The 14,951-nt window shown below is 38.7% G+C and carries 16 protein-coding genes; all 16 read left to right on the forward strand.

The window, feature by feature from the left end:
- Nucleotides 1–46: 46 nt before the first annotated feature.
- The 16 genes from terL (at nt 47) to EL171_RS04505 (ending at nt 14,852) form a co-directional block, all read left to right on the forward strand.
- Nucleotides 47–1,468 (forward strand): phage terminase large subunit, encoded by a 1,422-nt coding sequence (gene terL / locus EL171_RS04430; RefSeq protein ID WP_232013655.1) that lies wholly within the window; start codon nt 47–49, stop codon nt 1,466–1,468.
- A gap of 14 nt (nt 1,469–1,482) precedes the next feature.
- Complete coding sequence (locus tag EL171_RS04435; protein WP_005386440.1) at nt 1,483–2,886, forward strand: phage portal protein; 1,404 nt, start codon at nt 1,483–1,485, stop codon at nt 2,884–2,886.
- Nucleotides 2,887–2,888: 2 nt separating this feature from the next.
- On the forward strand, nt 2,889–3,884 hold the full coding sequence (locus tag EL171_RS04440; RefSeq protein WP_005386441.1) for a minor capsid protein: 996 nt from the start codon (nt 2,889–2,891) through the stop codon (nt 3,882–3,884).
- Between the two features lie 131 nt (nt 3,885–4,015).
- Nucleotides 4,016–4,609 (forward strand): phage scaffolding protein, encoded by a 594-nt coding sequence (locus tag EL171_RS04445; RefSeq protein WP_005386451.1) that lies wholly within the window; start codon nt 4,016–4,018, stop codon nt 4,607–4,609.
- A 25-nt stretch (nt 4,610–4,634) separates the two neighbouring features.
- Entirely contained in the window at nt 4,635–5,483 is an 849-nt protein-coding gene (locus EL171_RS04450) for a N4-gp56 family major capsid protein (protein ID WP_005386457.1), read from the forward strand.
- A gap of 14 nt (nt 5,484–5,497) precedes the next feature.
- Nucleotides 5,498–5,863, forward strand: a complete 366-nt coding sequence (locus EL171_RS04455) for a hypothetical protein (protein WP_005386458.1) — start codon at nt 5,498–5,500, stop codon at nt 5,861–5,863.
- Between the two features lie 345 nt (nt 5,864–6,208).
- Nucleotides 6,209–6,667, forward strand: a complete 459-nt coding sequence (locus EL171_RS04460; protein WP_005386461.1) for an HK97 gp10 family phage protein — start codon at nt 6,209–6,211, stop codon at nt 6,665–6,667.
- Nucleotides 6,667–7,125, forward strand: coding sequence for a phage tail terminator family protein (locus EL171_RS04465; RefSeq protein ID WP_005386463.1), 459 nt, complete (start codon nt 6,667–6,669; stop codon nt 7,123–7,125). Before EL171_RS04460 ends, EL171_RS04465 begins: the two co-directional genes overlap by 1 nt.
- Nucleotides 7,103–7,363, forward strand: coding sequence for a hypothetical protein (locus EL171_RS04470; protein WP_005386464.1), 261 nt, complete (start codon nt 7,103–7,105; stop codon nt 7,361–7,363). The genes EL171_RS04465 and EL171_RS04470 overlap by 23 nt, the downstream gene beginning before the upstream one ends.
- A gap of 26 nt (nt 7,364–7,389) precedes the next feature.
- On the forward strand, nt 7,390–8,745 hold the full coding sequence (locus EL171_RS04475; protein ID WP_005386466.1) for a phage tail sheath C-terminal domain-containing protein: 1,356 nt from the start codon (nt 7,390–7,392) through the stop codon (nt 8,743–8,745).
- Nucleotides 8,746–8,756: 11 nt separating this feature from the next.
- A complete protein-coding gene (locus tag EL171_RS04480) occupies nt 8,757–9,242 on the forward strand; it encodes a phage tail tube protein (RefSeq protein WP_005386468.1) in 486 nt (161 codons plus the stop codon).
- 59 nt (nt 9,243–9,301) lie between these two features.
- Nucleotides 9,302–9,730, forward strand: a complete 429-nt coding sequence (locus EL171_RS04485; protein WP_005386470.1) for a phage tail assembly chaperone — start codon at nt 9,302–9,304, stop codon at nt 9,728–9,730.
- A 187-nt stretch (nt 9,731–9,917) separates the two neighbouring features.
- Nucleotides 9,918–11,897 (forward strand): tape measure protein, encoded by a 1,980-nt coding sequence (locus EL171_RS04490; protein ID WP_005386471.1) that lies wholly within the window; start codon nt 9,918–9,920, stop codon nt 11,895–11,897.
- Nucleotides 11,897–12,607, forward strand: coding sequence for a hypothetical protein (locus EL171_RS04495; protein ID WP_005386474.1), 711 nt, complete (start codon nt 11,897–11,899; stop codon nt 12,605–12,607). The genes EL171_RS04490 and EL171_RS04495 overlap by 1 nt, the downstream gene beginning before the upstream one ends.
- Entirely contained in the window at nt 12,583–14,439 is a 1,857-nt protein-coding gene (locus tag EL171_RS04500; protein ID WP_005386476.1) for an XkdQ/YqbQ family protein, read from the forward strand. The genes EL171_RS04495 and EL171_RS04500 overlap by 25 nt, the downstream gene beginning before the upstream one ends.
- On the forward strand, nt 14,439–14,852 hold the full coding sequence (locus EL171_RS04505) for a DUF2577 domain-containing protein (RefSeq protein WP_005386478.1): 414 nt from the start codon (nt 14,439–14,441) through the stop codon (nt 14,850–14,852). The genes EL171_RS04500 and EL171_RS04505 overlap by 1 nt, the downstream gene beginning before the upstream one ends.
- Nucleotides 14,853–14,951 lie beyond the last annotated feature (99 nt).

Genomic DNA, 14,951 nt, shown 5'->3' on the forward strand with positions numbered 1-14,951 from the left:
TATGTATTTTTGAACTTATGCGAACACATACGAACACTCGAAGGAGGTGATACGAATTCCTAAAGCAAGCCAATTGAGAATGACGCCAGAGCTTAAACAACATATCCAATACCAGGCGAAGCTAGAACTCGCTAGACGAGACTTCTTCGACTATTGCGAGTTAATGGCTCCAGATTTTTATAAGAGATCGCGGCCTTATCTTCTTTATTTAACAGCTACCTTACAACATTTCGTATCACAATCTTCTAAGAAAGTATTAATAGTATCTATGCCACCACGTACTGGTAAATCTAGAACCGCTATTATGTTTACGGAATGGTACTTAGGTAAAGATCCGACACAAAAGATTATGACAGGATCTTATAACGAAACCTTATCGACACAATTCGCTAAGTCAGTCAGAAATGCTATTCAAACGAATAAAGCCGATCCATTTACACCGGTCTATTCCGACGTGTTCCCTAATACAAAGATTAAACAAGGTGATGCGGCTATGAATATGTGGTCCTTAGAAGGACAATATTCATCTTATCTTGCTACATCTCCTTCGGGTACGGCTACCGGTTTCGGCTGTACGTTAATGATCATAGACGACGTTATTAAGAATGCTCTCGAGGCAAATAATCAACTTACTAAACAAGCTCACTTCGAATGGTTCACTAATACGATGTTATCTCGTTTAGAAGAAGGCGGAAAAATCATTATCATTATGACACGCTGGGCATCAGATGATTTAGCTGGACGTATTATTAATCACTTTAAAGACGATGCCGAAGTCGTATCGCTTAAAGCACTTCAAGACGACGGAACGATGTTATGTGACGAAGTACTTTCTAGAGAATCATACGAAGAGAAGAAGAAATTAATATCGCCCGATATATTCTATGCGAACTACCAACAAGAACCGATCGACCTTAAAGGACAGCTATACTCGTCTTTAAAGACATACGATACTCTTCCTCAATTCGAGAAGATACAATCTTACACCGATACAGCCGATACAGGTTCTGACTATTTATGTTCGATCATATACGGCATCCGACAAAAGGAAGCTTATATTCTCGACGTTATATATACGAACGAACCGATGGAGATAACAGAGCCCTTAGTCGCAAAACATTTGTTCGATTATAAAGTTAATGAAGCGTACATCGAATCGAACAACGGCGGCCGAGGATTCTCACGTCAAATCTCCCATTATTTAACAGATATACATAATACTAACCATACAGTCATCATACCGTTCCATCAATCAAAGAATAAACAATCACGAATACTATCTAATGCTACATGGGTAATGGAACATATATACTTCCCGATAAACTGGCACAACAAATTCCCCGAGTTTTATAAAGCCATAACTTCTTATCAGCGTGAAGGTAAAAACCTACACGACGATGCTCCCGATGCTTTAACAGGCGTCGCCGAGAAGATTAATACACAAACTCCTATATTCTCATTCGATTAACTAAAGGATATCCAATGAATACTACCGAACAATGGATCGACATCATACGTCGCAATACAGGTATCTCGGAACAACAATTTGTACAAGCCGAATACGAAAAATTCCTGTACTCTAAGAAACGACGTAAGATGCTTTTATCACGACAATATTATTTAGGCAATCAACAAGAACCTAAGCATCTTGTATATACAGCGAAAGATACGATGCAAGATGCGTCCGGTATTATACCTAATAATAAAATCATCAATAACTTATTCGACGATCTAGTCGATCAAAAGACTAATTATCTATTATCACAACAGATCGATGCACAAACTGACGACGATATCGACGTAACCGAGTACTTTAATCCAAGCTTTCAAAATCTATTAAAGGAATTAGGTAAGGACGTATACCAATGCTCGATCGGTTATCTACATCCGTTTATCGACGAACAAGGTAACTTGTCCTTTAAGCGCTTTAAACCAGAAAACGTTATCCCGTTCTGGCACGACGAAGCACATAAACAACTCGATGCCTTTATTCATTTCTACGACGTCGAGATCTATCAAAGTCCTTCTATCACGACGACCGAAACACACGTCGAATATTACTTACCCGAAGGCGTACATTATTATATTTACTCTAACGGTCAACTAGCTCCCGATACATCCAAATTAAATACGGCGTATATCCATAAGAACGATATTTCTTATAATTGGACGTCCGTACCGTTGATCTGGTTTAAGCCTAATTCAGACGAAACATTCTTACTCGATCGTATTAAGACACTCCAAGATGCTCTTAATCAAATGATATCTAACTTCGCTAACGTGATGTCTCAAGACGTACATAATACGATCTTGGTCCTTAAAGGATACGACGGCACTAACCTCGAAGAATTCCGACATAATTTAGCCAAGCATGGCGTTATTAAAATATCCTCGACTCCGGAAGTACAAGGCGATGTCGAAGCACTTAACGTTAACGTCGATGCAACTAACTATACGACGATTATTAAAGAACTCGAACGCGCGATTATTACGAATGGACGAGGCTTCGATGCTAAGGACGACCGTATGGCGAATAATCCGAATCAGATGAATATTAATTCGATGTACTCAGATATCGACCTCGACGCTAACGATCTCGAAGCGGAATTCCAAGCGTCGCTGCATCATTTAGTGGACTTTATTAATGCCTATCGTTCCCTTAACAGTCTTCCGATTATTTCTTCTATTAACTTTATCTTTAATAGAGACTTACCAGTTAACCAACAAGATACGATTAATGCAATTAAAGATTCTGTCGGCATCCTTTCCGAAAGAACTCTCGTAGCTAATCATCCGTTTACGCTAAACGTCGACGAAGAACTCGAACAAATTAAGAAAGAGCGACAAGAAGTATTTAACCAAGATTATACATACGAAGGTAACTAATCATGTATTGGGAAGATCGTTTTCTAAGCGATAAAGAACAAAGTATCCTCGATGCACAACAACAGTTTAATGAACTGTCATCGATTACTGAATATGCTCTCGAAAAACAACTATCACAAATACAGTCGTTCTACCAGAAATATGCCGATACTAACGGCATAAGCTTACAAGAAGCCAAGAAACAATTAACGGCAAGAGAACTTAAAGCATTTAAGCTAACACTTAAGCAATATATCAAACTAGCACAACAGAAGAACTTATCTCCTAAGCAGATCAAGCTCCTCGAGAACGCATCCTTGCGCTCACGTCTCTCACGCATCGAAGCGCTCTGGATACATACACAACAATTCGCCGAAGAGATGGCCGCCGATACTAATACCCATTTAACAGATTTCCTTCTTAAGCAATACCAATCTAGTTATTATAAAGCAGCCTATACTACACAATCACTATTAGGTAACTATCAAACATTCAGACAAGTACCTAAGAAACAGATATTAGCCACATTACAGCAACCCTGGAACGAACAAAACTTCTCCGATCGTATATGGCAACAAAAAGACGTACTCATCACAAAGCTACGTCAAGAGATAACACGTTCCTTTATAGCACAAGAACCGTCAGAGCGTACAACAGAACGTATATCACATACATTCGACACACAAATCTCGAATGTACGACGCTTAGTCGAAACCGAAACAGCTTACGTTCAAGAATTAGCTCTACACGATACCTTTAAGGAGTTAAACGTAAAAGAATACCAGATCTTAGCGACGCTCGATAAGCATACGTCCTCGATATGTCGTCACCTCGATAAACATATCGTACCGATGTCCGATTATAAACCCGGTATAACGGCACCGCCATTTCATCCGTATTGTCGTTCGACGATGATACCGAACGTACCGCTTAACTCGCGAGCATCCAGACCAGATCAGAAGACAAAGTACATACCCGATATGACTTATGAAGAGTGGAAGTCCGATTATTTAACCTAATCGGCGCCACTCTTATTATATTGTCTTTTTACATTTTGTAGACGATAAAGAACAAAATTAACTAATTAATTCAATGTGAGATGTGACTCACGATAATCAAACGAACGTATTAATGCAAGGAGTATTTCCCTATGACTAAAGAACAACTATTAGCCCTTAACCTTACCGAAGAACAATGCGCAACTATTCTTGAAGATTATGGTAAGAACTACGTATCTAAAGCTCAATTTAACGAGAAGAACGATGCATACAAGAGCGCTAAGAAAGAAATTGAAAACCTAACTAACGATATTAACACGTTATCGAAAACTAACGAAGCGAACGAAGCATTACAATCTCAAATCAAAGAACTTCAAGACGCCGCAGCAAAAAGAGAAGCCGATTACGTCGAAAATATTAAGAATATGAAAATCGACACAGCCATCGCTAAAGAAGTACTGCAAGCCGGCGCTATGAATCAATCCATCTTAACAGGCTTATTAGATCGCTCTAAGATTACGTACGATAACGATACTATCACTGGTATTCAAGAACAAATTCAATCTTTAAAAGAATCTGATCCATATTTATTTAAACAAGATTCTATTAAAGGAGTTATACCAGGGGAAGCTACACCTAAAACCGATAACGGTTTAACTAAAGAACAATTCAAAAAATTATCTTATCTCGATCGCGTTAAGTTACAAGAATCCGATCCCGATTTGTACGAAGAATTATCTCACTAATTAATTACAAGGAGACCATCTAACAATGGCAAACGAAACGAAACTCGCAAATATTATTAACCCTCAAGTTATGCAAGATATGGTATCTGCTGGCTTGCCTAAAGCATTAAAATTTACACAATTCGCAGCTGTTAACGAAGAACTTAAAGGCGTTCCTGGCGACACTGTAACTATTCCGGCATGGGCTTATATCGGTGCTGCTGAAGACGTAGCAGAAGGCGCTGAAGTAACGACTGCTACTATGTCCGCTTCTACTAAAACTGTACAAATTAAAACAGCTGGTAAAGCTATCACATTGACAGATAAAGCAGTTAACTCTGGTCTAGGCGATCCTGTCGGCCAAGCTACTTATCAATTATCCTTATCTATGGCAGACAAAATCGATAATGACGTATTAGCAGCTTTGGGTACTACTACTTTGGCAGCTACTTCCACAAAAGTTATCTCCTATGAAGGTGTTGTAGCAGCTGTCGATAAATTGAATGAAGAAGGCAACACAGACAAAGTATTGTTCGTAGCTCCTAGCCAAGTAACTACTCTTCGTCTAGATCCTAACTTCATTGACCGCAATAAATATAATGCCGACGTAATGATGAACGGCGAAATCGGTATGATCGCTGGCTGTCGTGTCGTTGCTTCTCGTCGTATCGATGACTCTAAAGCGACTATCGATAACTTCATCGTATGCTTGACTCCAGAAGTCGAAGACGGTACTCCAGCTCTTCCAGCTGTTACTATCTATACTAAAGCAGAAGCTAACCTCGAAACTGAACGTCATGCTAAAGCATTGTCTACTGATATCGTAGTATCTGCACATTATGCCGTAGGTTTGACTAACGAATCTAAAGTCGTAAAAGCAACTTTCAAAAAATAATATAGGTTAATATCATGGATCAAATAAAAGAACTAATACGTATAGCGACACATTTTAACGTGACGCAAGAATACGACTCTGTTCTTCAATATATCTATGATGCGGAACGGCAATATCTTCTTAATATCCTTAACCTAGAAGATTTGCCTTCCGAACTATCTGGGCTGCTCGATAAAAGAGTAGCCGCAAGGTTTATCGATCACCATAAGGATTTAATTCTTAAAGAAGCTGACCTTCAGCCAATCAAACGGTTAAAAGAAGGAGACACTGAAATCGAATTCGGCGGCGATAATACCTTATCATATCTATCTTCTCTTATTAGTAAATGGACTTCATTGGAAGGTACAGACATAACATGTTATCGAACATTAAAATGGTAGCTCGTCAACATTTCGAGCGTCTTTATCAAGATACATGTATTCTTACTGAACAACGAAAGGCTATTCAAGATCCTCTCACTGGCATAATTAAGAACGGCGAACTCGAAGCAATCAGTTACCCTTGTCGAGTTTCATTCAAAACTCTTCAAACTAACGATATTATCAATAAGCTACCATCATCTTCTCAGACAGTAGTCTTATTTATTTCGCCAGATCTCGAGATTAAGCCAGGTACTGATATCGAGGTTATCCGTAATAACCGGCACTTCGCTTATACAGCTTCCTCACAAGTAGCGTTATACGACACTCACCAAGAGATCCAATTAACGCTCAAGAGTAAACATAATGGCTAACGTTACAGTCGACCTCTCGGGATTCGAAGATTTATTAAAGAAGACACAAGAGCTTCAGAATAATATATCGTCTCTTAACGAAGAGATCACCGATAACTTAGCACAACATTATTTGGCAGAAGCTATAGCGAATACTCCAGTCGGAGCGATAGCGATATCGCCGGACGGTAAATACCGTTCAGAATCGGAACACATGAGACGATCGTGGGAAGCAGAACGCATTAACGATACTACCGTTAAAGTACAGAATTCAGCTTCCTATGCTTCGTATGTAAACGACGGCCACAGACAACGACCAGGACGTTTTATACCCGTATTGGGTAAACGTCTTACTAAGTCGTTTGTTAAGGGCTTACATATGCAAGAGAAGGCAGAAGCGGCTACGAGAAGAGCTTCAGACAAGATCATGAAGAACGCGCTCGACGACTACTTATCAACGTGGAGCAAATAATGAACTACATTAACGAAATCATCGACGGCATAGCTAAATCATTATTTAACAGTTTTAAATATCCTATATACATCGACGAGATTAAATCAGATGCACAATTTCCTTGTTTCGTAATAGAGACACTTAATACAGAACAGAAGCATTTACTAGACGTACGTTATGAACGCAGAAATGACTTCGATATTATGTTCTTTATCTCGGACGACGACTATATCGAAGAGCAAAAGGTACAGATTAATCCCGTAACGGAGAGTTTATACTTCGACTTAGAGTATATAACACTCTCTGACGGTTCTCTCCTTAACGGTATCGATATGAGTCACAGGGTTACCGACGGGATACTGCATTTTAAAGTCTCTTATGAATACCATATCTTAAAAGTGTTAGATAAAGATCCTATGCTTACATTAAATCAAACTCAAGAGGTAACAGATAATGCCAAGAACAAAGAAAACTGACGAAGTAGTAGATACTAATGCAGTGAGTGACGTTAACGAAGAAACAACTACTGCTCCAGTTGCTACTTTTAGCCCAGAAGTAATTATCGCTTCTGAACGTTTTAAACAATATGCCGACTTAATTGCCGCTGTCATCGAAGATCGCGAATACAGCATCGAAGAAGTTGAAGCTTTACTACAAGATACTCTTAATAAACCGGTCATTGAAGTTTTCAATGACGAAATCTTTAACGATTAATTATTTTAATAAAGGAGAACTACCCTATGGCATTAGGTGGCGGTTACTGGCTTTTCCAAAATAAAACATTGCCAGGCGCATACATTAACTTCGTTTCCAAGAATAAAGCATTTGCCGAAATCGTAGATCGTGGTTACGCGACTATGGCACTTTCTTTAGACTGGGGCGAAACAGGCAAAATCGTGCGTGTCGAACAAGAAGAATTCCAAAAGGATTCTGTTAAAATCTTCGGTTACGACTATGCACATGAAAAAATGAAAGGTCTTCGTGATCTTTTTATCAATACTAAAACTCTATATCTATATCGCTTAAACTCTGACGCAGTTAAAGCACAATCTACGGTAGCGACTGCTACTTGCGGTGGTGTACGTGGCAACGATATTGCTGTCGCTATCTCTGCCGACATTAACGATGCATCTAAATTCGTCGTAACGACTTACCTTAAAACAGACGATGTCGTTAAGAAAGTCGACGAACAAACTGGTCTTTCTACACCTAAAGAACTCGTTAATAATGCATATGTAACATTCAATGAAATGTCCGCATTCACAGCTCAAGCAGCTACTTACCTTACTGGTGGTACTAACGGTACAGCTGTACAAGCATCTGACTACCAAAAATATATTGAATTAATCGAACCATTCTATTTCAACGTATTAGGTTATACTGGCTCCGATACTACAATTCAAAACTTGTTTATCGCATTCGCTAAACGTACACGTGAAACGACTGGTCAAAAATTCCAAGTAGCACTTTATAACAATACTCGTGCTAATTATGAAGGCGTTATTTCCCTAGCTAACAAAGTAACAGATAGTGGTGCTGAACCTGGTGCTGGTGTCTACTGGTTAACTGGCGCAGAAGCATCTTGCCCTATTAATAAATCTTTGACTAATAAAATTTACGACGGCGAATACAACTTCAACGTTCAATATAAACAATATGAATTAGAACAATTCATTAAAGGCGGCCAAATCGTATTCCATAACGTAGCAGATTCCGCATCTGGCAACGTTAAAGGTAACACTCGTTTGTTATCCGACGTTAATACTTTCACTGAATTCTCTAAAGAACGTACTAAAGACTTCGCTCTTAACCAAGTTATTCGTGTACTCGATAATTCCGCATACGATGTAGCTCGATTATTTAACAATTATTATCTAGGTAAGACACCTAACGATAAAGATGGTCGTATTGCATTGTGGAACGATATCGTTAAATTATTCGAAGACTATGCTAAAGTACGTGCAATTAAAGAATTCGAATCCAAAGACGTTCAAATTCCGACAGAGGGCGACGAAAAAGGTTCTGTAGTCGTAAACTACGAAATCAACCCGACAGTCGCTATGGATAAATTGTACGCTACTTGCTACGTTAAATAAGGAGTTAAATAATGGCACAAATGGCAACAGTTAAAAGCAATGAATTAGCTAAATCTCGTTTAGCTACTTGCTATACCGTTATCAACGGTAAACGATATAGCGTTATGAACGCTAAAAAACTTGAGTATAAGATCGATATCGAAACTCAAGAATTCGGCGTGCTCGGTACTCTTATCGATCAAGCCGGTCAAACTAAAGTTAAAATCACTGGCAAATTATCTCAATTTGATAACGATCCGATCTTCCATGATTTAGCTATTAAATATGCGACTAAAGGCGAACAAACTTTCTTCGATATTTACGCGACTAACGAAGATCCGACTTCCGTAGGTAACATCGGTCGTCGTACTGTTATCTTAAAAGACTGTGTATTTAAAGGTGTTAATACTGTAGCATTCGATGTCGAAGGTAAATACCTCGAAAAAGAAATCGAATTTATTGCTGGCGGTATCGAATACCCAGAACAATTTAAACTTTCCGATAAAATGGAAGGCTAATAACTAACAGGGGGGCGTAAAGCTCCCCATATTTCTTATTCATTTAGGAGAATTTACCTATGTCTAATATCAATCAAATGTCTCTTCGCGGTTTCTTTAAGGACGGCGTTAAAAAGCCTAAAGAATTTGAAGTCGTTATTTCTGAACGTTTTGAAGAAAATGGCGAACCTATTAAATGGGTTATTAAACCATTAACAGGCCGCGAAATCGATTATATTCAAAATCAAGCTAATAAAGTATCTATCGTTAACGGTGTACCTACGACAGAAACTAACCAAGAAAAACTTAAAGAGCTTTTACTCGAAAAAACAGTTAAATATCCAGATCTTATGAATGCAGAATTACAAGATAACTATGGCGTACAATCTGCTAAAGATTTAGCTGGTGAAATGCTAACTGCTGGCGAATATAACTACTTATTCGAAGTGATTCAAAAATACGGTGGTCTTACTACTAAAGTTAACACGGTCGAAGAGTTAAAAAACTAATCCAGCATAGTGGAGAAGACGATGGCAACCCAGAATTTGCCATTTACCACTATGCACTACAAAAACTACATATTAGACCGGGTGAATTTGACGAAATGAGTCTTCAAGAACGAAACTTTATTTTTGCTTCGATTTTAGCTCGAGTAGAAGCCGAGCAAAAAGCCGAAGAGAAAGCTAAGAATAAATAATGGCACAATTACAAAATACCATCACATTAGAGAATAAAGTTTCTCCAGCCCTCGATGAGATAGCTAAGTCTACGAATAAGGCGGCCGAAGATTTTAATAAATTATCTAACAGCATTAATAGATCTGGTGAATCAGCCGAAGCTGCTAAAGGTAGTATGATCGGTTTCCGTGAAGTATTTGCTGGTTCCATACTCGCTAACGTAGCAGTCGGGGCCGTAAATATGCTTACTGATTCTTTCCATAAGATGATCGATACTTCAGAACAGTTTGCTAGTTTCGGTGCACGGTTAAATAATATTGCGGGATCTCAAGCCAAAGCAGCACAGTTAAACGACGAGATTTATGAATCTGCTCAACGTGCTCGTATGGGTTACGAAGATATGATGGAATCTGTCCTTCACTTATCGACAGCCGCTAAGAATATTTTCCCAGATCCACAAGAGGCACTTAAATTTAACGAGATCGTAAGTAAAGCATTCGTCGTTAACGGTGTACAAGGTGAAGCTGCTAAAAACGCTATGACGCAATTAACGCAAGCATTAACATCTGGCGTACTTCAAGGCGATGAATTCCGATCGATTGCAGAACAAGCTCCTATCTTAGAACAGTATGTAGCTGATTATATGAAGGTACCTCGTGAGAACCTTAAGAAGTTAGCTTCTGAAGGTAAGATTACAGCCGATATTGTTCATAAAGCTATTATGGCGGCACAAGACGATGTCGATGCTAAATTTGCGGCTATGCCTCAAACATTTAGCTCTCTCGGTACACAGATCCATAACACTCTTATCAGATCGTTTCAGCCATTATTCGGTTTACTAACTAAGTTAGCTAATGCTCCCGAAGTTAAAGAATTTGTAGCCGGTATCGTTAATAATATTAAATTTATAGCTCCGATTATAACGGGCGTATTTAATGTAATTATCTTTAGTATTCGTAAGGTAATGGCATTCTTCCAACAACATGCCGCTGTCTTCGGTGTACTAAAAGCTGCTATGGCTGTCGTAGCTATCGGTGCTGGTCTATTAGCGGCCGAATATGCCGCTATGGGGATAGCCGCCGCATTTGCCGCGATCAAAACAGCCGTATTAAATTCTGCATTATTAGCATCACCGATTACATGGATTATACTCGGTATCGTAGCGTTAATTATTATAATTTACCAATTAATTAATATGTACGAAGAATGGGCCGGTACTTCCGTTAGCGTTATCGGTGCTATAGCCGCATTATTTGCTCAGTTTGGCGTTCAAGTAGCTAACATATTCGTTGGCTTATGGAACTATATAGCGGCGTTCGCTAATTTCTTTGCTAACGTATGGAAAGATCCATTAGGTGCTGTACAGAACTTATTTATCGATATATGGAATGCGATAGCTGGTTACGTAGCTAAAGCCGTTAATAATATCATCGATTCTATTAACAAGATTCCTGGTATGGATAAGATATTCGGTGGCGCAATAAGTCATGTAGATTCTTTACAGCTAGAACGTGTCGCTATTAATGGTGGCGAAACTACTATTATGGATCGTATGGACTATATCGATGCGTCTCCTTATGTCGATAGTGCTTATAACTGGGGCGCTGGAGTTGGTCAAGGTATATCAGACGGTATTAGTAATGCTATCGGCGGGTTAAATAATGATATTAAAATGCCGGGCGACGATAATAATGCTAATGCTAATGATAAACGTGATGCCGCTACACAAGCCGCTCAAGACACAGCTAAGAATACTGGTAAAACTGCAAAACATACTGAAAAAACTGCTAAAGCACTCCAATTAACAGCTGATGAAATTAAGAACCTTCACCGATCCGTTCAAAACGACGCTATTAAAGAATGGTCTAACAGAACGATCCATATTAATGTGACTAATAACAATAAGATCGATAAAGATGTTAATTACGGCGACTTTACTACTAACTTCGCTAACGGCTTAATCGAGACTGTTAAGAGAAATACCGCGGAGGCACTATAATGTACTATTTTTATTTAAATAATATGCAATTACCTCTTGCTCCTAAGTCATTAGATATTAATTATAACAACAAGAATGAGACCATCGATCTATTACAAACTGGGGAAGTAACGATTCCTAAGCCTATGGGTTTAACTGAATATTCCTTCGAAATCTTTCTACCGAATAGTAAGTATCCTTTTAATCAGTCTTTACTTATGAAAAGTAAGAAGGCCGAATACTACATGAATCAGTTGATCGAAATGAAGAGAGCTGGTAAGCCGATTAATTTTATCGTCGTTCGTATGAAACCGAATGGCGAAATGTTAAGTCAGCTTAATCAACGTGTAACGATCGAAGGTCTTTCACATAAAGAAAGTCATGAATATGGGTTCGATGCTTACCTCGATATCACGTTAAGAGAATGGCGTGATTATGGCACTAAGAAACTCGTAGTCGAAGAAAACAAAGATGGTACGGTTAGTACCGCCGTTAAGACAGAACGTCCTAGCGATAAAATACCAGAGAAAGAAGTTAAATCGCCTAACGGGTTTAATAAAGCCACGTTACAGCGAATCGTAAAACAACAATTCGGCGACACTAATAATTTATTTAAAATCGCCGCTTTAAATAAAATTACAGTACCTTGCTTTTTAGGTGCTAATCAAGCGTTAACTATGTACAAAGAAGGGAAAACTGAAGACTTATGGAAGAATTTAATTCAGAAGTAAAACAAGCGCCTCTTTCTATTGACTATGAGTTAACCGTACTTAAAGGTAAAGAAATTTTATTATTGGATCCTCAAGACGGGGTTACGCTCGATCGTAGCCCTGATCTGGCTCCAGCTAAATTAACGTTTAAAGTATTTAAGGATAGCTTACTCGATATACAAGAAGGCGATCTCGTTAATTTTAAGGTTAACGGTGAACTCGTATTTGTCGGCTATATCTTCGAAAAACGTCGGAATAAAGATAATTTTATTAATGTAACAGCATACGATCAATGTCGTTACTTAAGCTCTGAAGCATACTATATCTTTAACAACGAAAAGAGTGCTTCTGAGTTAATCGTAGCGTTATCGGCTGACGTCGGTATTAAGCTAGGTACCGTTACTCCGACACAACCTAAGATATCGTATGTGTTCGATGGTACGACATATCGTGATATCTTCTTAACAATATTAACGTTAACTTCTGGTCAGTCTCCTAAGATACCGATTAAGTCGACTCCGACTTTAGATCCGAGTCGTTATCGCGGTGGCTTTAGCGGCCTTAATAACGTATCGATGAGTGGTGAGAAAAAAGATCCTACAGAGCGATTAAACTCCTGGGGCAACGAAACCTCAGCTCAGTTACGTGAAGCCAATAAGAAGGATACTGATTCCGATATCGTAGCTCCGAATGGTAAATACTTCGAGAAAAACGATATTCAGTACTTAATGGATAATAAGTACACTAAAGAGCAGGCCATAGCTGAATTATCTAAAACTGATAAGTATAAGAAAAAAGAAGAGAAGCCTAAATTACGCCGACCTTTATATATCGCATATGACGATAACGGTGAATTAACTGTTAAAGAGATAAACGATATGGTAACGGATATCTTAATCGATTCCACTCAAGTAGGCGACTACGATTACATCTCTTCTATCGACAAGAATACATTTACACAGATTTTAGTAGTACGTGAAGCTAACGTTAATGATGGTGGTGTCGAAAAGAAACAGCACTGGAGAACGGGTGCAGCTTACGCTAAAGAACAGTCTAGAAAATGGGGCATACTTCAAAAAGTATTTAAACCTAAAGAAAAAGATATTAACGCTATCGATATGGCTAAGAAAGAACTTGAATTAACGGCTAAGAAAACTCATAGCTTACGTTTAAGTGACTGCTTAGGTCATACCGAGATACGACCTGGTTCTGGTGTATGGCTTAATTTCGATATCGGCGATCAAATCATTAACGAATTAGTGTACGTAGAATCTGTTACACATAAATTTAATAATCATAAACATCTTATGGACTTAGATATCATTTACTTCGACAAAGAAGTACCAGAAATTACGACTGAAGACTGGGGCGATGAAGCCGCCAGAAAACGTATCGAAGAGCTTAAGAAATCTAAATCTAAACGTTCTTCTAAAGGTGGTACTACGACTGGTACTGGTGCTACATCTTCCGCGGCCGTACAAAAAGGGTTAGATTCTGTACTCGGTACATCTTCTCCTTATGGCGATAATGGATGTGTCGATCGTGCTACATTAGCCGGTTCTTACTATAACTCAATGTGTAAAGGTGCTTACGAAGCCGGTATTAAAGACGTACCAGGTCTTAAATCTTACGCAGAAGCTAACGGTTATGCTATCGAAGAGTATACTGGTCAAGCTAATCCTGGCGATATCTTAATTTATGACGAAGAAGAACATGTCGTTGTGGCTGACGGTAACGGTGGCTGTGTCGGCAATAGTACCGATGCTGGTTCTGTAATTCAGTATAGCGATGTTAACTACGCATACCATAATGGCGTACCTCCGACTCATATTATTAGAACGGGTGTTAGATAATGCAAAACGATTATAACAGAATACTTAATACTATTAAGAATGTAGCGGTCGATGCTGTAGCTAGCACTAAGCCGGCTACGATGTTAATCGGTATCGTCGTTTCTGTCGATCCACTACAAATAGCCTTAGACTCTCAATTAATTATCCCGGCTGAACGTATTAAATTAACGAAGAATACGTGTGAATGGACGATGGAAATGAGTGTCGATCATATAACAGAGAACCGAAGTGGTGGTGGCGGTTATGCAGAATTTGCTAGCCATAACCACGAGTATAAAGGTCGTAAGAAGTACTTAGTACATAACGGTCTTAAGGTCGGCGATGAAGTATGGTTATTTCAAGAAACAGGCGGTCAACGATATATCGCTATCGATCGTGTATTTAATCCGAATACGGGGTGTACTACTAAATAATGGCACTAACTCCTACATCAAGCAATAATCAAATAGATAGTAGCTTAGTCGTTACGAAACAAACGTCGAATACCTTTAGAGTTAGGTACGAAAATGACT

Origin of the sequence: Veillonella dispar, from assembly GCF_900637515.1 — a bacterium.
Classification (GTDB): domain Bacteria; phylum Bacillota; class Negativicutes; order Veillonellales; family Veillonellaceae; genus Veillonella; species Veillonella dispar.